We start from the raw sequence: 19,268 nt of genomic DNA on the forward strand, positions 1-19,268 counted from the left end.
CCTATGCTCTGATACGAATTCTGCTTATGATTCCTTCCAGTCCTTCTGCCTTTTTTGCAAAGTCTTCTTCACTGATACATTCCGTCACAAAACCAAACTCCTCTTCCAGCCCCGGAACGGATACGGTCTGCGGATTTGAAAAAACTGCTTTCACCTGATTGAGCCGCTCTTCCATTTTTCCCTTTATGCGAACAAAGAACGCATGCTTTACTTCTTTAATATCCACCCGTTCCAGTTCCTTGCTGCTCCAGTTCATCATAACTGTTTTTCCAAGATGTTTGGCACAGTCTACAATGTCTCCCGCTACAGCACTGGCTGTTGGCAGCTTTCCTGCGCCGCTGCCGTAAAACATTGCGTCTCCCAGCACATTCCCATGTACAAATACTGCATTAAAGACACCATTGACACTGTAAAGCGGACTGCCTTTGCCTACCATGGTCGGGCATACCATGGCTGAAAAACGCTCTCCCTCTCTTTTGCTGTCTGCCAGCAGCTTAATGCTCATGCCCAGCATTTTTGCATATTTCATGTCTTCGGCTGTGATTTTTGTAATTCCTTCCGTATAGACATCCCGATAATCCACATGAGCGCCGTATGCCAGAGAGGACAAAATAGCAATTTTTCTGCAGGCGTCATAACCCTCCACATCTGCTTCCGGATTGCGCTCTGCATAGCCTTTGTTCTGGGCGTCCTTCAACACCTGGTCAAAGTCAGCGCCGCTCTCTGCCATTTCCGTAAGAATGAAATTGGTTGTGCCGTTTAAAATACCGGAAATCTGGTCGATTTCATCCGCTGTCAAAGAAGAATTCAACGCGCGGATAATGGGGATTCCACCGCCGCAGCTGGCCTCAAACATATAGTTTACTTTATGCTTCTTTGCCAGTTTCATAAGCTCCAGCCCATGCTCTGCAACCAGTTCTTTATTAGAGGTACACACACTTTTCCCCGCTTCCAGAGCACGTTTTGTAAAGGTATAAGCAGGCTCAATTCCCCCCATAACCTCTGCAATAATCTGTACCTCCGGGTCATTTACAATCACTTCATAATCATGCACCAGAATATCCTCTATGGAACTTCCCGGAAATTCCCGCAAATCCAGCACATATTTAATACCAATAGCTTCTCCGGCTCTTTTCTCAATACTCTCTCTGTTTGTTTCTAACACTTCTACCACACCGGAACCTACAGTTCCGTAACCTAACACTGCTGTCTGAATCATCTCATTCTCCTTCTGTCTATTCTCTGCCCAGTATCTTCAGATAATGAACGCCTTCTATCTGCTGAATATGTTCCACCATAGCGGCCGCATCCCCCTGCGCCGCAGAAATCGCCACACTCAGAGTCAGACTGGCTACGCCGTTCATAGGTATACTCTGGTGGATAGTTAAAATATTGCCGTGAAACCTTGCAATCATTTTCAGCACTGCAGAAAGAAGTCCCGGTTCATCATCCATCTGAATAATAAAGGTAATATTCCGTCCCTTCGTCTTTTCTTTAAAAGGAAAAATGTCGTCTTTATACTTGTAAAAGGAACTTCTGCTGATTCCCACTGCTTCCACCGCGTCCTGCACAGTCGCGGATTTCTGTACCTCCAGAAGTCGTTTTGCCTCAACCACTTTCAGAAGAACATCCGGCACGGCTTTTTCTGTTACCACAAAATATCTTCGATTGTCTTCCATTTTCTCCCCTTTGTTCTTTTACAAAATACATTTGTGCGTCTCCAACAGATATTACCACATTTTTCCCCATGAAGCAACTATTTTTCCTTTTTTCCCAATGCAACCCATTTCAGGTACGCATTGATAAAGTTGTCAATATTTCCATTCATCACTGCGTCTACATTGCCGGATTCTTCATTGGTACGATGGTCTTTTACCATAGTATAAGGCTGCATAACATAGGAACGAATCTGGTTTCCCCAGCCAATTTCGGTCAGTTCTCCCTGGATACCGGACAGTTTTTTCTCGTTTTCCTGCTGTTTCAAAAGATAGAGCTTTGCCTTTAACATCTGCATGGCCTTATCTTTATTCTGGAACTGAGAGCGCTCATTCTGGCACTGCACCACAATTCCGGTAGGGAGGTGGGTAATACGCACGGCAGAAGAAGTTTTGTTAATATGCTGTCCGCCGGCGCCGCTGGAGCGGTAAGTATCAATCTTCAAATCGTCCTGATTGATTTCAATATCCACATCCTCCTCAATATCCGGCATGACATCGCAGGACACAAAGGAGGTCTGGCGTTTGCCTGCCGCATTGAAAGGGGAAATACGCACAAGGCGGTGCACTCCCTTTTCAGATTTCAGATATCCGTAAGCATTCTCTCCGTTTACCTGGAACGTCACCGACTTAATCCCCGCTTCATCACCATCCAGATAGTCCAGCACCTCTGTGGTAAAGCCCTGCCGGTCTGCCCATCTTAAATACATGCGGTAGAGCATGCTCGCCCAGTCACAGGACTCCGTTCCGCCGGCACCTGCATGAAGGGTTACAATGGCATTGTCCTTGTCGTACTCTCCGGAAAGCAGCGTTTTGATACGGATATGGTCAAAATCTGTTTTAAACTCTTCCATCATCTCTTCGATGTCCGGAATCACAGACTCGTCATTTTCTTCGTATCCCATTTCTATCATCAGCTCAATCTCTTCTTTCTGATTTTTCAGCTTGTGATAGATTTCCATATCGCCTTTTAAAGCGCTTAATTCCTTCATCATTTTCTGGGAACGCTCTGCATTGTCCCAAAAGCCCGGAGCTTCCATTTCCCTCTCCAGTTCTTCCACTCTTTTCTCTTTATTCTCCAAATCCAGAGAATCCCTCACCTCCTTCAAAGGCTCTGTATACGTATTCAGTTCTGATTTAAATGCATCTAATTCAACCACAGTCATTCCTCCTGATTATTCCTCTTCATCTACTTCCACGGTTACCATATAAATACTCACCTGGGGCTCTACCTTTGTCACAGTTCCTGTAAGCCTTGGCAGCCTTTTTTTCAGATTGCTGGACATGGCCACGGCGGGTTTAATCGTGTAATAATACATCAGTCCCGCCATTGTCGAAGCCTGGTCTTCTTTCAGTTCTACCCGGTCTCCCGGCTTGACCAGTCCTTCCCTCTCCATTGTAAAATCCACCGTCTGTCCCACAAGAATTCCTCCTTTTTCCGGCAGAAACAACGAAACTGCTGCAGCTACAGTTTCCTATATCTACAGCAGTCTTATCTGCCTAAGCTTCTATCAGATTGGTTTTCTGCCGCAGCACTGTTTGTATTTCTTTCCGCTGCCGCATGGGCATGGGTCATTGGGGTATACTTTCTTTTCTACCCGCTGTACCGGCTTCTTCGGTCCTGACTCATCCTTGTTTGTTCCCGTAACCTGTGCCACCTGCTCTCTTTCTACCTTCTGTTCCAGGCGGACATGGTACAGCAGTCTCAGTGTTGTCTCCTGAATCGCTGCAATCATGCTGTCAAACATTTCATATGCCTGCATTTTGTATTCTACCTTGGGGTCTCTCTGTCCATAAGCCTGCAGGCCAATACCCTGACGAAGCTGGTCCATATCATCAATGTGGTCCATCCACTTCTGGTCAATAACTTTTAAAAGAATCACTCGCTCTAATTCCCGCAGCTGCTCTGCTTCCGGGAATTCCGCTTCTTTCTCCTCGTACAGCTTCACAGCCTCTTCCTTTAAGGACTGTTTTACCTGATTCTTCTTCATTCCTTCTACCCGTTCTAAAGAAAGAGGTTTTAAAGGAATGGTCGGCAGCAGCACGGTGTTAATTTCATTAAAATCCCATTCTTCCTGCTCTACATCGTCTGACAGACACATATCTACCGCATGCTCAACCGTTTCCGTAATCATCTTATAGATGGAATCCCTCATGTTCATGCCATCCAGAACCATACGTCTTTCTTTGTAGATAATCTCTCTCTGTTCATTATTTACCTGGTCATACTCCAGCAGGTTCTTACGAATACCATAGTTATTTCCCTCTATCTTTCTTTGTGCCTTTTCAATGGCGCTGGTGAGCATCTTATGCTCAATCTGCTCATTCTCGGCAACCCCCAGAGAGGTAAACATGCCCATCAGCTTCTCAGAGCCGAACAGACGCATCAAATCGTCTTCCAGAGAAATGTAGAAACGGGATTCGCCCGGGTCCCCCTGACGTCCGGAACGGCCGCGCAGCTGATTATCAATACGTCTGGATTCGTGGCGCTCTGTACCGATGATTTTCAGACCACCGACTTCTTTTGACACATCATCCAGCTTAATATCTGTACCACGTCCTGCCATGTTGGTGGCAATGGTAACATTTCCGGCTTCTCCGGCATGTGCCACGATTTCTGCCTCCTGCTCATGGAATTTCGCATTCAATACCTGATGCTTAATACCTTCACGGGTGAGCATACGACTTAAAAGTTCAGAAGTTTCGATGGTAATAGTACCTACCAGTACCGGCTGCTGTTTTGCATGCGCTTCCTTAACAGCCTCTACTACTGCACGGAATTTTTCTTTCTTTGTCATGTAAACCGCGTCTTCCAAATCCACACGGGCTACCGGTTTATTGGTTGGAATTTCAATAACGTCCATACCGTAAATATCCCGGAATTCCTTTTCTTCGGTAAGCGCGGTACCGGTCATACCGGATTTTTTGTTATATTTGTTAAAGAAGTTCTGGAAGGTAATCGTCGCCAGTGTCTTACTCTCTCGCCTTACCTTCACATGCTCTTTCGCCTCAATGGCCTGGTGCAGACCGTCGGAATAACGTCTTCCCGGCATAATACGTCCGGTAAACTCATCGACAATGAGAACCTCGTCATCCTTTACTACATAATCCTGGTCACGGAACATCAGATTATGAGCACGAAGAGCCAGAATCACATTGTGCTGGATTTCCAGGTTTTCCGGGTCTGCCAGGTTTTCAATGTTAAAAAACTTCTCAACCTTTTTCACACCCTCTTCGGTGAGGTTTACAATCTTGTCCTTTTCATTGACAATAAAGTCTCCGGTCTCGATAATCTCCTCACCCATAATAGCGGTCATCTTTGTCATTTCCCCACTGGCTTCTCCACGCTCCAACTGCTTTGCCAAAATATCGCAGACTTCATAAAGCTTCGTGGATTTGCCGCTCTGTCCGGAAATAATAAGCGGTGTACGGGCTTCGTCAATCAGTACAGAGTCCACCTCATCGATGATGGCATAGTTTAATTCTCTCTGCACCAGCTGTTCCTTATAAATAACCATGTTGTCACGCAGATAATCAAATCCCAGCTCGTTGTTGGTTACATAAGTAATATCGCATGCATACTGGGCACGTCTTTCGTCGTTTTTCATATCGTTTAAGACCACACCAACGGTCAACCCCAGAAATTCATGAACCTTTCCCATCCATTCTGCATCACGATGAGCCAGATAGTCATTGACGGTAACGACGTGAACACCCTTTCCTTCCAGGGCATTTAAGTATGCCGGCAGGGTGGATACCAGAGTTTTTCCTTCACCGGTACGCATTTCTGCAATACGCCCCTGATGAAGAATGATGCCACCGATAAGCTGCACCCGATAATGTTCCATACCCAGCACGCGCTTGGCCGCCTCTCTTACCGTTGCAAATGCTTCCGGAAGAAGGTCATCTAAGGTTGCCCCTTCCTGCAGCCTGTTCTTATACTCTTTTGTCTTGCCCCGCAGTTCTTCATCACTTAACGCCTGCATATCGGAACGAAGAGATTCAATTTTATCCACAATGGAGGTAATGCGCTTTAATTCCCTCTCGCTATGTGTTCCAAACATTTTTTCAAATACATTCATGTGTCATACTCCTAAAATCTATCCATTTTTAACACTGCTATGGATTATTGTATCACTTTCCGCCTGTCAGCACAACAAATAATTCCACGAAATAAAGGAAAGCAGAAGCCGTCCTCGCAAAATCCGGTTTCTGCTTTCCTGCAGTCTTTCTTTTATCTTCTACTGCTGCTTATTTTTTCTGTTTTTTCTTCCAATACCACAGACCTCCAGCTGCTGCAAGAATCAGGACTCCCGCCAGAATCCAGCCATAAGAAGCTTTCTCTTCTTTCTGGACAGTTTTATCTTTTTCTGCCTTTTCTGAATCAGCGGTGTCTTCCGTCTCCTTGTTGGAATTCTCTTCACCGTCTCCCTTTGCCAGAAGAGTTTCTTCTTTTGTTTCCTTTCTCTCTTCCGTCTGTTCTTCTTTGCTGCTTTGTGACGCTGTATTATCACTGTGCTGTCTTCTGCTGCGAACTGCATAGTCTCTGGTACCGCTTACCGGTTTCTTAGAAGGAGCCTGGTAGGAAGGAGTTTCCGGTTTCTCTTCTTTAGCTTCTTCCTGTTGCCCTTCTTCTGTTCCCTTGTCTTGGTTCTGTTCTTCCTCAAGTTCTGATTCCGGCTTCTGCTCCGGTTTCTGCTCTTCCTCAGGTTTTGTTTCCGGCTGCTCAGGTTCTGCTTTCACCAGATTTGTCATAGCATCATCCAGTTCAGAAACGGCCGCATCCACTTCCGCCTGCGTTGCATATTCATCCTCTGCTGCCTGACGGGCCTTCAACAGTGCCCCTGTAAAGGCACGGGCACTTTCCTCGGTGTACAGAGCAACATCCATTTTCTCTGCCTCCTCCAGCATATCCAAAAGTGCCTGTTTCTCTGCTTTGAGTCTTGCATTCCCGACTTTCCATGCCAGGTCTGCTGCTGCCTGATTCACTTCTTCCTGTGTTGCGTCCGCTTTTTCCAGAACTTCTTTTGCCTTTTTGATTTCCTCACTTAAACCTTCCAGTGTTGCCGCAATATATTTGTCCTTTTTAGCAAGAATATCTTCTGCTTTTGCTATCACATATTCCAGTTCTGCAGTATGAACCTTTACCTCCAGATGAGCCACGGCCTGCAACAGATTATTGTATGCCAGTTCCACATCTTCTTCAAAGGCATTGTCGTCTTCTGCCACTGTTTTTGCTTCTGCAAGTTTCTCTTCCAAAGTCTTTACACTTGCATCTGTATAGCCGCTTGTCTCCATGCTTTCCACACGAGCAATCAGATTCAGAAGTTTTTCTTTATCTGCCATAGGACGAATTCTGTTCAGAGCCTCCAACAGTTTATCGCCTGCTGCATCTACTTCCTCCTGCGTTGCATTTGGATTTTCAAAAACAGTTTTGGCTTCCGTCAGAGCAGTATTTAAAGCATCCATGGTTTCCGGCGCCTTACCTGCTGCATTTTCCAGTTCTTTTTCTGCGAGTTCAATAAATACATGCAGCACCGTTTTTATCGGTTTCACCCGCAAGCCGGTCAATGCCTCTGAAAGCTCCTGTTCTGCCGCATCAATTTCATCCTGTCCTGTAAATTCATTTTCTAAGAGTTCCTTTGCCTTTGCCAGTTTTTCCTGGAAAACGGCCCAGGTAGCAGGCGTGTAGTCCGTCTCCTTCTTTCCTTCACAGGAAGCAGCCAACTCTTCCAGATAAGACTTATCCGCGGTTACTTTTACCTTGACCGAAGCCAGTGCTTTGCCTTCTCCTACTCGGTATTCTGCCGTGTAGTTTCCTGTATTTTCAGGTACAAACGGATTTTGACACGCGCTTCCATCTTCTTTGGTAATCACAACCTTCATACCTTCCGGCATCTTTGCAGCCGCCTCAATATCGTAATCTTTTGCCAGCCATTTTGCGTCAGTCAACTCTGCAATTTTTGTTCCTCTGACTGTTTTTACTTCTTTGTAGCAGTTTTTCATATAGTCCAGCATATCCACCGCTTCGCTTCCCTGTTTTAGTGAAAGTTCTGCCGGAATGGTCTTATAATCCACTACTGCTTCCGGTTTCTGATTGCCGCTGGTAACACCACTTGCAATGGTTTTCTTCTCAAACCCTTCCAGTTCCACCACAACGGCTTCTCCTTTTCCTTTGTTTAACACAGTAAATCTCAAGTACTGCGCCTTCACCGGAGTTTTTAACGTATTTTCAGTCTGATACTTCTCATTCTTCTTTACAACAGCCAGTTCTTTGTAATCCTTTCCGTCTTCGGAATATTCCCACTTGTACTCTGCCGGGAAGTTATCCTTCTGGAAAGTTGCTCCCACTTTGGAAATATCTTTTGCTTCTCCAAGATTGATAACCGCCTTCCCATTTGTATCCAGATAATAAATATCTGCATTCTGGTCTTTCTTTCCATCTACCATGACTTCCGGTTTTTCGTGACGTCCCTGCATCACGTCTGCGGTTACATTCCGTCCCTGTGTTACATTTGTATATTTCTCCAATTTTTCAGGCGGATTCTTCTTCAGATTTTCTTCCACCTTTGCAGCCAACTTGCCTTCTGGAGTTTTCTCACTTAAATCCAGCTTATTTCCACTGATATCCAGAGCGTAAATATTGGCATATTTTCCATTTTCGGAAACTTCCAGTTTTTCCAGATTTCCGGTATTCATATACACCAGAACCAGTTTTTCACAGCCTGTAATGTCTGCCTGTTTCAGCTTATCCATTCCGCTGTTTCTCAGGTCGATGGTTTCCAGACCCCCACAGTTTTTCATACTGAGCGTTTCCAGCGTTTTGGGCAGATTCTTTGCATTTACTTCTTTTACCTTTGTTCCGTCTAAAATAAGTCCTTTGAGTTTCTCCATTTTTTCCAAACCAGTAAGGTCTTTCACTGGAAGATTGGTCAAATCCAGAGTGCCCTCATAGGTGCTTAACTGGTCCACAGATTCAAAGCCCGTCTGCTCCTTAATAGCTTTTAAAAGCGCTTCATCCGGAATCACCGAGCTGTTAATCGGTACAATTTCTACCAGTTGTCTGGCTGCCTTGTCCAGCTTTACCCGCTGGGTCTGAATGGTCATTTTATCTGTTTCATCCTCTGCCTGAGCAAAAGCTTTTACTTCTTCAAACACTGGTTGGAATTTTTCCCAGCTTTCTTTGGAATAATGACCTTTATTTGCTTCATAGTCTGCACATACTTCCTGAATTCTGGATTTATCTGCTTTCTTTAAAAGCCCGCATTCTGCCTGTTTCAATTCCATTCGCACCGCATCCGCTTCCGCTTTTGTAGGATTTCCTTCCAAAAGTCCGGCCGCCTTTGTGCGTGCAGAAGCAAACGCACCCCAGGTAGAATCCATATACTCTTCTTCAAAGAATCCTCTTTCATACATATTGACCATTTCTGCCAGGGTTCCCTGATAAGCCGGAAGCGCCCCCACCTCTCCATAGGCCAATTCCAATCTTTCTGTATCTGAATATCCAGGTGCATGAATGGTATAATATACCGTTCCGCCTTCTTCTTTTAATGGTACGCTCTCCAAAAGAATTTTCTTATCTTCGCCTGCAGGAGCGGAATGCAGAATGGGTTTTAAGGCATCTTTGCTGTCATAAACCTTCACTGTAGCTTCTTTGGGAAGTCCGCTGATTTCCAGAGCGCCGTATGCACCGGAAAGGTTCACACCGGCTGCCTCTCCATAAAGCTTTGCCTGAGCCTCTGGAATTTTCTTTCCATCCTCCGGCGGATACGCCACACTGGAGCGCTGAGTAGTAACCGTTTCCCCCGTGGATGCATCCTGCACAGAATACCAAAGGCGTCCGCCCTCTGGTTTGAGTTTCAGATTGTCAAACTGGGCAATTCCCACGGCGTACTGCTTATACACATTATCCGGCTGCTGGGCCCGAACCTGTGCAATGGGCTCTTTTGCATCCATGCTGTCATAAAGAGATACCACTCCGGTTTTCTCATTTACAGTTCCATTCGGATAAGAACCTTCTGCATAAGGCATGCCCACATTGTCAATAATCACCTTATCCTGATTGCCCTTTTCGTTATAAACGGTAACATTTCTTTCCAGCGGAGCTGTAGGCACCGCTACACTGCCTTCTCCTTTTTCTCCATACAGTTCCATCTCGTAAATACGGATTGCAGACCATGGACTGTTATCTGAGTCTGTAATGTGCAGCTTGATATACCGGGCTTTGATTGGCCCATCCAGATTTCTGTCTGTCACATTTTGCTTATTGCCGGTTACCTTGTCTGCCTCTTTATAATTCAGCTTTTTCACGCGTTCCGCTGCAGTTTTATCCGTTGGGTCCAACACTGGCTTTCCGTCATCCGGAGCATATAAAAGTTCAAAATCTACCGTATTGTAGTTTACACCTTCTCCGGCTCCTCTACAATTCGCATGATAAACAATCCAGCGGCTGATATCCACTTCTTTCCCCAAATCCAAATAAGCGCTTCCGCTGTTTGCCGTACCACACCATTTGCTGGAAGGAATAACACCATCATTGATTTTATCTACCGGGCCATCTGCTGCACAGGGCACATCACACACGGCCGGAGCTCGAAGAGCAAGATTTTCTCCCAACTCTGCACTGGGACCAAAGCCGTCCGGCACCTCTTTGGGCCATGCAATCTTAATTTCTCTGGAATCACCCTCAATTCCATTTTCACTGATAGAAGTAATCTTAAAGGTTGCTTCTTTTTCCCCTTCCAGCTTGCGGAATTTTGGAATGTAGAACGCATCGGAAGGAGTAGCACCTACAAATTCTTCCTGTCCATCCGGACGTACACGGTGAATAATATCGATAAAAGAATGTTCCCCCTTATCCCAGTAAATTCTTGCCTCTGCACTTAAATCCGTAGGATAAATCACATCATCCAGTGTAATCTCTCCCGGTGCTTCCGGCTGGGATTTGTCTGTCACAATCCCCATCTTTCCAATATTCATGCTATAGTCATCCACACCGCCTGCTGATTCCAGTTTCAGAGAAATCGCACTGACCCTCTGTCCGCTTTCATCTGCAAGAGGAATAGACGCCTCTTTCCAGCTTCCATCTCCCTGAATTTCCACGGGATAGAACTGGAAATTCTTATCTTCATATGTATCGCCAAAACAAAGTCCCACAGACAGTTTCACATCGCTGTTTTTCTTTGTCTTGTAAACCAGTTCAAACGTAGAGCTGTCTGTAATATCCAACTGAGTGCTGTACAACTTGATATGATTTGCCTTGCCTGCGCTTAAACCACCGCTGATTTTCATGGATGCACCGCCCCAGTAGGCATCTTCATAATCAATCTTAGGCTCCACCTTTTTTGCACCGTCTTCGGCATCTACAATCCAACGCCAGGTCGGAAGCACTTCTGTCAGAGAACGGTTGTGCCAACCGCTTTCCATGCCGATCACTGCACCGTTTTCGTAGAATTTATAGCCGTTTCCCGGATTAAAATGTGTTACGAAATCTGTTCCCAGAACCGGTGTCTGGTCTGCTACCAGATTGGCAAAACCACAAAATTCATCGTCGGGGCGATTGGTGGATGACGGGTCAAAATCCGGTCCCACCCAGAGTTTCTGGTCCTGCACATTCATAAAGTCATCCGAATTTTTCGACTGGGTTAAAGTAGACGTAGGGGCCAGAATACCAAGGGAAATCTTCAGCTTCCCGTCCTTATCCAGTCTCGTGTGGTAATCTCCTCCCTTTGCACCGTCCTGCATAGGAATGTACTCCCAGGTAGAATGGATGTCCCACTTATCTCTGTCTGCTTCATAAGTTGCGTCTATCGTACTGTCTACGTTTCCGTTTCCGGACATATCCAGCCACCACTCATCCGTAATACGCTTGTCTTCATCCTGCATCCAGGCATCAATAGAATCTGCTCCCAGCGTTCCGCTTCCGTTGTACCAGCTGATTCGAAAATTTTCCGGGGCTTTCTCCTGCATATAAGCCAGAAACTCTTTAAACCCACTGACACCTGTACCGGATTCCGCATTGAAAATATAGCCATCAAAACCATAATACTGAGCCACTTCAATCAGCTTATCTGCGCATGGATAATTGCCCTGTTCGTCCTGCGCCACCAGTTCCCGCACAAATCTTCCGCCATACTCCTCATCCCCCCACGGAATGAAAATCGTACCGGTTGCCTGCACTCCATTCCGGTGAGCGGAATCAATGTGCTCCGGAGACGGAATACAGATAGGTCCTTCTGCTGAAGAACCGCCCCAGAAATTGTAGGTGTCTATATACTGGAAATTATTGAAGGCATAGACAAAATCTCCTTCTCCTCCCTGGGATTCTGCCTCACTGGCCCTTGCGTTAGACATGGCTAGAGGCATTACTTTGGCATCCCTGGAAGCCAGAGGATTTACACTGGGTCCCATATACCTCTGCCGCAGAGGAATGGAACTCCGGTTATACCGTGCATCCGGGTCATTATCCGGACTCCAGTTCTTCAATTCTCCTATCTGCAGACAGGTTCCATATGGCTGCAGCGACTCCTTTTGATAGTAATACTGGTTGGGAATGGGCAGGTTCTCCGGCCAATACCCCAGACCAGCTGATGCCTGCACCGTATCTGCCGGAACTGCAACTCCCGATGCAAGACACACACCGCTCAACATGACAGCCACGGTCTTTTTCAAGCTTTTTTTCTTCATGGTTTCCCCTTTCTTGGTACATAATTAGTAATATTGTTTTTGCTTTTGTTACCTTACATTTAGAGTATACATATTCCCTATATTTTTTCAATACTTTTCTTATATCAACTTACATTTTATCTGTTTTTCCTAGTTTTTACATTTATTTTTTGTACATTTTTCCGCTTTTTATTTTTATGCAAAAAACACCCTGCACATCATGCACGACATCATCTTTTGTTATCTTCCTTTTTATTTTGTTTGTTTACCTATTTTTATGTTAACTTTTAATTTTGTTACTTAACATTATTCTTATTCCAAATTTCATTTTCCTGATAACTGGCAAACAAAAAAATACCGTATACACAATCTCAGACTGTATACACGGTATTCTTGCTATCCTTTTTTCTTTTTATTCTTTATGCTGCTCCGTACCTGATTCAACCAAAATCCGGCTCAATCAAACCATAAGTATTGCCTTTTCTCTTATAAACCACATTGACTTCTTCTGTCTCTGCATTGAGAAATACAAAAAAGTTATGTCCTAAAAGTTCCATCTGCACACAGGCATCTTCCGGATACATAGGCTTGAAGCCGAATTTCTTGGTACGGATAATCTTAATTTCATTCGTATCCTCTTCGTAGTCTTTTTCCACAAATTCCGGCTGGAAACCTGCACTCTGCTTTTTATCAATAATCTTATTTTTGTATTTTCTTAACTGCCTTTCAATAATTTCTTCTACCAAATCAATGGAAACATACATGTCACTGCTTACTTGTTCGGAGCGGATAATATTTCCTTTTACGGGAATGGTAACTTCTATTTTCTGCCTTTCTTTCTCCACACTCAATGTAACCATGATTTCTGTGTCAGAGGTGAAGTACCGTTCCAACTTTCCTAATTTATCTTCGACTGCATTTTTCAGTCCCTGTGTGACCTCAATATTTTTTCCGCTTATAACAAACTTCATTATGTCCAACCCCTTTTACATGTATTTTACAAGAATGAACCTTTGGTCTTGTAATGTATCCTTATTATACCAATATTCCTTCTCAAATTCAAGAGTTTTTAGAAAATTTAGAAATTGATTATATTTTGTATAACCGAATCCAATACTTTCCCGGACTCTGTATGTAAAGAAAAGTTTTGCGCTCTTTTACACTTTTAATAGAAAAGCAGCACAAAACTTCTCTGTTTCTGCGAGAATCTAGCGGTTATTATCTGTCTCTGTGTGGGTGCGTTCTCCTGCTGCGTTGGTATTTCCCCCCATATCCTCTGCACCGTTACGGATATCCTCACCCAAATCTTCGATACCGTCTCCTATGGCTTCCCCGGTATCCTCTATTACTCCGTCGCGACTTCCTGTTCCGTCTGTTGTGCTGTCTGTTCTGTTCGTTCCATTCGTGTCTCTGTTGGTGTTGGTGTTGTTTTTGTCTCTGGCGTCCTCTGTCGTGGTATTTCCATTGTTATCCTTTGTCGTGTTGTTTCCACATGCTGTCAATGCACAGAAGCTCATAGCCAGAAGCAGCCCCAAAGATATTTTTCTTAGATTTTTCATAAGATTGTCTCCTTTTCTTTTAAGTTCTGCTGTTAATATGCGCATACCGGACACTTTTTATGCAGGAGACATACAGAACCATTTTTTTCATAAAAATTTATAAAACAAAAACTGCCCCAAAAAACGCTCCGAAAAAGTCTCTGCTTCTCTATAACGCTTTCTGTGACAGCTCTGCTTTTAGCCGTTAATTACATGACTCATATCATACATACCTGCTGGTTTTCCGCTGAGGAATTTCGCCGCTTCCACGGCGCCTTTTGCAAATACAGTTTTGGAATAAGCCGTATGCCTGAATTCAATCACCTCGTCCGGACCTGCAAAAATCACTTCATGGTCTCCGACAATGGTACCGCCCCTGACTGCGGAAATTCCGATTTCTTTGGTATCTCTCTTTTCTCTGGTCTGGCTTCTGTCATACACATAGTGATACTGGTTATCCATGGCCTCATTGAGGCTGTCTGCCAGAGCCAGAGCCGTACCGCTTGGAGCATCTACTTTTAAATTATGATGGCGCTCCACAATTTCCATATCAAAACCTGCTGCTGCAAGCACTTTTGCTGCATCCTGCAAAAGCTTCAGCAAGGTATTAATTCCCAAAGACATGTTTGCCGAGCGCAGCACTGCGGTTTCCTGTGCCGTTTTTTCCGCTTTCTCCAGCTGCCCGGAAGATAAACCTGTGGTACAAAGCACCAGAGGCAGTTTTTTCTCCCTGCAGAAATCCAGCACCCCGTCTACCGCTTTGGCAGAAGAAAAATCAATCATCACATCTGCCTGCACATCACATTTGGTTATATCCGTAAATACAGGATAAGTATACAATCCCTTGTCTGCAACATCCACACCTGCCACAATCTCCGCGCCGCCGTCTTCAGATACCAGCCCGGAAATCACCTGCCCCATATGGCCATTACAGCCATTCATAATGATTCTGACCATCTTTTTATCCTCTTTTCTTTTGCAGTTTCTCTACTTTCCTCTCTTCTTATGCAAGTTTCAGGCCAAAATCTGTCATGGCCTTTTTCAGCGCCTCCTTATGTCCCTCTTCCATCTCTGTCAAAGGCATTCTAAGAGGCCCTACTTCTTTTCCCATAAGGTTCATAGCCGCTTTTACCGGAATGGGATTTACTTCGCTGAACAGTGCGTGTACCAGCGGAAGTGCTGCCAGCTGCATTTCACAGCTTTCCTTCACTTCCCCTTCCATAAACTTCGCTACAATTTCATGGGTATATTTGGGCGCTACATTGGACAATACGGAAATAACACCCTTTCCTCCCAGGGAAAGAATGGGTACAATCTGGTCATCGTTTCCCGAATAAATATCCATTTTCCCTTTTGTCAGCGCTGCAATCTGCGCCACCTGGGAAATATTTCCCGATGCTTCTTTGATACCTACTATGTTTTCCACATGCTCTGCAAGATATGCAGCCGTTTCCGGGGTAATGTTGCAGCCGGTTCTGCTGGCCACATTGTACAGGATAATAGGAAGTTTCACTGCATTTGCCACAGCTGTGTAATGGGCAATAAGTCCCTTCTGTGTCGCTTTATTATAATACGGAGTCACTAAAAGCAATCCGTCTGCACCATACTGCTCTGCCTCTTTTGACAGATAAATCGCGGTCTCCGTACAGTTTGAACCTGTTCCTGCAATGACAGGAATTCTTTTATTGACTTTATCAACTGTATATTTGATAGCCTCCAGATGCTCTTCATGGGTCATGGTGGAAGATTCGCCGGTAGTTCCGCATATAATAACGGCATCTGTTCCTTCTGCAATCTGCTCTTCCAGAATTTCTCCCAGCTTTTCAAAATTCACGTCTCCGTTTTCCTTCATCGGTGTGACAATGGCTACACCTGCACCTGTAAAAATAGACATACGCTTCCTCCTTCAATAGTAAAGATTCTTTCTCTTCATTTTCCTGCTCCAAAACCTGCAGTCTATTTGACTACTTCCAGAGAAACCACTCTGTCCGCCGCATTTTTTACGCCATCTGTTACCACATTGCCTGTCATAATCAGTTCTGTCTCGTCATCTTTTGCCTGAATCAGTGCAATTACTTCTTCTTCTGTCACAATTCCAAATTCCTGAACACCCAGAATCTCATCCAGAATCAGCATATCGCTTTCCTCTGTCAGCAACACCTTTCTTGCAAAATTCAGACCATTGCGGATATTTTCATTTTCTTCTTTCTTCTCTTCTTCGGTCAAATCTTCATAATATTTGTCTTTCTTTTCAAACCTGAACAAACGGACGTCCGGTTCCATGGAAGACAGATAATCCAGTCTGGACGTCTCTCTTCCCTTTAAAAACTGAATCACAATGGCACGTTTTCCATGCCCCACGGCTCTGATAGCCTGGCCGATTGCCACACTGGTTTTCCCTTTCCCCGGGCCGCAGTATATCTGCGTTAATCCTTTTTTTTCATACATAATACTACACCTCTTACAGACTGCCTGTTCTGCTTTTGTTTTGTTTAAGAGTTGTGTATATATTACTACACCTGCGGGCATATTGCAACCAAAACAGCCCAAAAGCCATGCGGACCGTATTAATCCGCATATTCCAGTTTGCTCACAGATACTTCGTAAGCCGTCCGCTTCTCGGTCTGGTTTTCACTTAATTTCTTAATATACTCCCTGCTCTGGATTCTTCCCCAGATAAGAACATGTCCGCCCACTTCAAAAGCAGACGCATATCTGGCATTTCTTCCCCAACAGATACAGGGTATGTAATCGGATTTTCCGTAAGGCCGGTTCACTGCCAGCAGCAAATCCGCAATCTCTCTTCCAAGAGGGGTTTTCCTGTATACCGGAGGCTTACAGATATATCCGTCCAGGAATATCTGGTTCGTCTTCACCGTATCATCTTCCTCTTCCACAAAAGACAGTTCTCTTACAAAAACAGAAAGCACCAGCCTGTTTTTCTTCTCCTCGTGGCGGTTATAGGACCGGAACTGTCCCTGCACCATAATGTACTCTCCCTCGTAATCCTGTGTGACATCAACCAGACGCTCGGAAACCATCAGCGGAATTCTGTCCTCTGAATCGCTTAGTCTCTTTACCAGCACATCCACCAGATAGAAGCCCTCTCCATACACCTGATGGCTGAAGGTAAAGCCGGATGCAACCTTTCCCATAATTGACACCTGATTGTTTTCAATAATTTTATCTGCCATGATTTTTTCCCTCTCCTCTTTCTCGTATCTTGTCTGTATTATGTTTATTCAGCCCCGGCACCTTTTAGAACCACATTTTCTATTTTTTTCAAAAAATTTTTATTTCCCCTTTGTATTTAGAAGCAAGTGTGATAGAATGAAATCCGGATTTTACCGAAAACACAGGCTTTTCCCCGGTTTTCCGGCGGAAATTCTGTTTACTGCATAAAAACAACTGAAATCTGTTGATTTAAAAGAAAAGAGGTTATTTATGAAAACAGCAAGAGAAGATATCAGAAACGTAGCCATTATTGCTCACGTTGACCACGGCAAAACCACTCTGGTAGACCAGCTTTTACGCCAGAGCGGTGTATTCCGTGAAAACCAGGCCGTACAGGAACGTGTTATGGACTCCAATGATATTGAAAGAGAACGCGGCATTACCATTTTATCAAAAAATACCGCTGTATATTACAAAGATACCAAAATCAACATTATTGATACACCCGGCCATGCGGACTTCGGCGGTGAGGTAGAACGTGTACTGAAAATGGTGGACGGCGTAATCCTTCTGGTAGACGCTTTTGAGGGCGCTATGCCCCAGACAAAATTTGTTCTGAAAAAAGCACTGGAATTAGACCTTCATGTCATTGTGTGCATCAACAAAATCGACCGTCCTGAGGCGCGTCCTGATGAGGTTATAGATGAAGTCCTGGAACTTCTTATGGATTTGGATGCCTCTGACGAGCAGCTTGACTGTCCCTTCCTGTATGCCTCCGCAAAAGCAGGTCATGCGGTTCTGGACTTAAACGACACACCGGAAAACATGGTTCCTCTGTTTGAAACCATCTTAAAATACATCCCGGCTCCTACCGGCGACCCAAAAGCGCCTACTCAGGCCCTTATCAGCACCATTGACTACAATGAATACGTGGGCCGTATCGGTGTGGGCAAGGTGGAAAACGGCACTTTAAGCGTGAACCAGGAAGTGGTGCTGGTCAACCATCATGACCCGGACAAAATGAAGAAGGTAAAAATCAGCAAACTTTACGAATTTGACGGTCTGAACAAGGTAGACGTAAAAGAAGCTGGTATTGGCTCTATTGTTGCCATTGCCGGCATTGCAGATATCCATATCGGAGATACCTTATGCTCACCGGAAAATCCGGAGCCCATTCCTTTCCAGAAAATTTCAGAGCCTACGATTTCCATGAACTTCATGGTCAACGACAGTCCTTTTGCAGGACAGGAAGGGAAGTTTGTAACCTCCCGCCACTTAAGAGAACGTCTCATGAGAGAGTTAAACACAGACGTCAGCCTGCGGGTGGAGGATACGGACAGCACCGACTGCTTCAAGGTGTCCGGACGGGGCGAACTGCACTTATCCGTACTGATTGAAAACATGCGCCGGGAAGGCTATGAATTTGCTGTGAGCAAGGCAGAGGTCATCTATCAGGAGGACGAAAGAGGCCGTAAACTGGAGCCTATGGAAATCGCTTATGTAGATGTTCCTGAAGAATTTTCCGGTACGGTTATCCAAAGACTCAGCGAGCGAAAGGGTGAACTGCAGGGCATGAGCCCCGCCAGCGACGGCACTACCCGCCTGGAATTCAACATTCCTTCCAGAGGACTTATCGGCTTCCGCGGAGAATTTATGACCTCCACCAAAGGCTCCGGCATTCTGAACACAGCCTTTGACGGCTATGCTCCATACAAAGGAGACATGCAGTATCGTAAACAGGGCTCCTTAATTGCCTTTGAGACAGGCGAATCCGTTACCTATGGTCTGTTTTCCGCACAGGACAGAGGAACGCTGTTTATCGGCCCCGGCGAAAAAGTTTACAGCGGTATGGTTATCGGACAGAGCGGCAAGCCGGAGGATATTGAACTGAACGTATGTAAGACCAAACATCTGACCAACACCCGCTCCTCTTCCGCAGACGAAGCCTTAAAGCTGACGCCGCCGAAAATCCTCAGCCTGGAACAGGCCCTGGAATTTATCGATACGGACGAACTTCTGGAAATCACACCGGAAACCCTGCGTATCCGTAAAAAAATCCTGGATTCCAGACTTCGGAAAAGACAGAATCTGAAAAAATAATTCTTCTATATTTTCTATAACCAGAAGAGCTGTTCCTGTGAACAGTTCTTCTTTTTTGCCGCTATGTTATTTTTTT

13 protein-coding genes are annotated in these 19,268 nt (G+C 44.9%); 1 reads left to right on the forward strand and 12 read right to left on the reverse strand.

Going from position 1 to position 19,268, the window contains the following annotated elements; all coding sequences use genetic code 11:
• Window position 1: 1 nt before the first annotated feature.
• From WBS51_RS09255 to WBS51_RS09310, 12 genes are all read right to left on the reverse strand, one after another.
• Entirely contained in the window at window positions 2-1,219 is a 1,218-nt protein-coding gene (locus WBS51_RS09255) for a homoserine dehydrogenase (RefSeq protein ID WP_291683735.1), read from the reverse strand.
• 16 nt (window positions 1,220-1,235) lie between these two features.
• Entirely contained in the window at window positions 1,236-1,679 is a 444-nt protein-coding gene (locus tag WBS51_RS09260; protein ID WP_173750210.1) for an ACT domain-containing protein, read from the reverse strand.
• Window positions 1,680-1,756: 77 nt separating this feature from the next.
• A complete protein-coding gene (gene prfB / locus WBS51_RS09265; protein ID WP_294461078.1) occupies window positions 1,757-2,875 on the reverse strand; it encodes a peptide chain release factor 2 in 1,119 nt (372 codons plus the stop codon).
• A gap of 15 nt (window positions 2,876-2,890) precedes the next feature.
• Window positions 2,891-3,136, reverse strand: coding sequence for a hypothetical protein (locus WBS51_RS09270; RefSeq protein WP_173750212.1), 246 nt, complete (start codon window positions 3,134-3,136; stop codon window positions 2,891-2,893).
• Window positions 3,137-3,226: 90 nt separating this feature from the next.
• On the reverse strand, window positions 3,227-5,797 hold the full coding sequence (secA, locus tag WBS51_RS09275; protein ID WP_173750213.1) for a preprotein translocase subunit SecA: 2,571 nt from the start codon (window positions 5,795-5,797) through the stop codon (window positions 3,227-3,229).
• Window positions 5,798-5,966: 169 nt separating this feature from the next.
• Window positions 5,967-12,401, reverse strand: a complete 6,435-nt coding sequence (locus WBS51_RS09280) for an endo-beta-N-acetylglucosaminidase (RefSeq protein ID WP_294461071.1) — start codon at window positions 12,399-12,401, stop codon at window positions 5,967-5,969.
• A 419-nt stretch (window positions 12,402-12,820) separates the two neighbouring features.
• Window positions 12,821-13,351, reverse strand: a complete 531-nt coding sequence (gene hpf, locus WBS51_RS09285) for a ribosome hibernation-promoting factor, HPF/YfiA family (protein ID WP_291682966.1) — start codon at window positions 13,349-13,351, stop codon at window positions 12,821-12,823.
• Between the two features lie 237 nt (window positions 13,352-13,588).
• The gene (locus WBS51_RS09290) at window positions 13,589-13,939 is read right to left on the reverse strand and encodes a hypothetical protein (protein WP_173750085.1); all 351 of its coding nucleotides are present in this window, start codon (window positions 13,937-13,939) and stop codon (window positions 13,589-13,591) included.
• Window positions 13,940-14,116: 177 nt separating this feature from the next.
• Window positions 14,117-14,875: a 4-hydroxy-tetrahydrodipicolinate reductase gene (gene dapB, locus WBS51_RS09295; RefSeq protein WP_173750084.1), complete on the reverse strand. Its 759-nt coding sequence runs from the start codon at window positions 14,873-14,875 to the stop codon at window positions 14,117-14,119.
• A 46-nt stretch (window positions 14,876-14,921) separates the two neighbouring features.
• A complete protein-coding gene (gene dapA, locus WBS51_RS09300) occupies window positions 14,922-15,812 on the reverse strand; it encodes a 4-hydroxy-tetrahydrodipicolinate synthase (protein WP_342694070.1) in 891 nt (296 codons plus the stop codon).
• 62 nt (window positions 15,813-15,874) lie between these two features.
• Window positions 15,875-16,366 (reverse strand): cob(I)yrinic acid a,c-diamide adenosyltransferase, encoded by a 492-nt coding sequence (locus WBS51_RS09305; protein WP_173750082.1) that lies wholly within the window; start codon window positions 16,364-16,366, stop codon window positions 15,875-15,877.
• A 119-nt stretch (window positions 16,367-16,485) separates the two neighbouring features.
• Window positions 16,486-17,112, reverse strand: a complete 627-nt coding sequence (locus tag WBS51_RS09310) for a single-stranded DNA-binding protein (RefSeq protein WP_178024390.1) — start codon at window positions 17,110-17,112, stop codon at window positions 16,486-16,488.
• Between the two features lie 250 nt (window positions 17,113-17,362).
• Between WBS51_RS09310 and typA the strand changes: the two genes are divergently transcribed.
• Window positions 17,363-19,192 carry a translational GTPase TypA gene (gene typA / locus WBS51_RS09315; RefSeq protein ID WP_294461049.1) on the forward strand — a complete coding sequence of 610 codons (1,830 nt, stop codon included), beginning with the start codon at window positions 17,363-17,365 and terminating at the stop codon, window positions 19,190-19,192.
• Window positions 19,193-19,268 lie beyond the last annotated feature (76 nt).

It is taken from the genome of Blautia acetica, from assembly GCF_038739805.1.
Lineage (GTDB): Bacteria > Bacillota > Clostridia > Lachnospirales > Lachnospiraceae > Blautia.

Bases quoted from the DNA above. Each gene is read 5' to 3' on its own strand.
- WBS51_RS09280 (WP_294461071.1), bottom strand. From the start codon at position 12,401: ATGAAGAAAAAAAGCTTGAAAAAGACCGTGGCTGTCATGTTGAGCGGT.
- WBS51_RS09290 (WP_173750085.1), bottom strand. From the start codon at position 13,939: ATGAAAAATCTAAGAAAAATATCTTTGGGGCTGCTTCTGGCTATGAGC.
- dapA (WP_342694070.1), bottom strand. From the start codon at position 15,812: ATGTCTATTTTTACAGGTGCAGGTGTAGCCATTGTCACACCGATGAAG.
- WBS51_RS09305 (WP_173750082.1), bottom strand. From the start codon at position 16,366: ATGTATGAAAAAAAAGGATTAACGCAGATATACTGCGGCCCGGGGAAA.
- WBS51_RS09260 (WP_173750210.1), bottom strand. From the start codon at position 1,679: ATGGAAGACAATCGAAGATATTTTGTGGTAACAGAAAAAGCCGTGCCG.
- WBS51_RS09310 (WP_178024390.1), bottom strand. From the start codon at position 17,112: ATGGCAGATAAAATTATTGAAAACAATCAGGTGTCAATTATGGGAAAG.
- dapB (WP_173750084.1), bottom strand. From the start codon at position 14,875: ATGGTCAGAATCATTATGAATGGCTGTAATGGCCATATGGGGCAGGTG.
- WBS51_RS09255 (WP_291683735.1), bottom strand. From the start codon at position 1,219: ATGATTCAGACAGCAGTGTTAGGTTACGGAACTGTAGGTTCCGGTGTG.
- hpf (WP_291682966.1), bottom strand. From the start codon at position 13,351: ATGAAGTTTGTTATAAGCGGAAAAAATATTGAGGTCACACAGGGACTG.
- typA (WP_294461049.1), top strand. From the start codon at position 17,363: ATGAAAACAGCAAGAGAAGATATCAGAAACGTAGCCATTATTGCTCAC.
- secA (WP_173750213.1), bottom strand. From the start codon at position 5,797: ATGAATGTATTTGAAAAAATGTTTGGAACACATAGCGAGAGGGAATTA.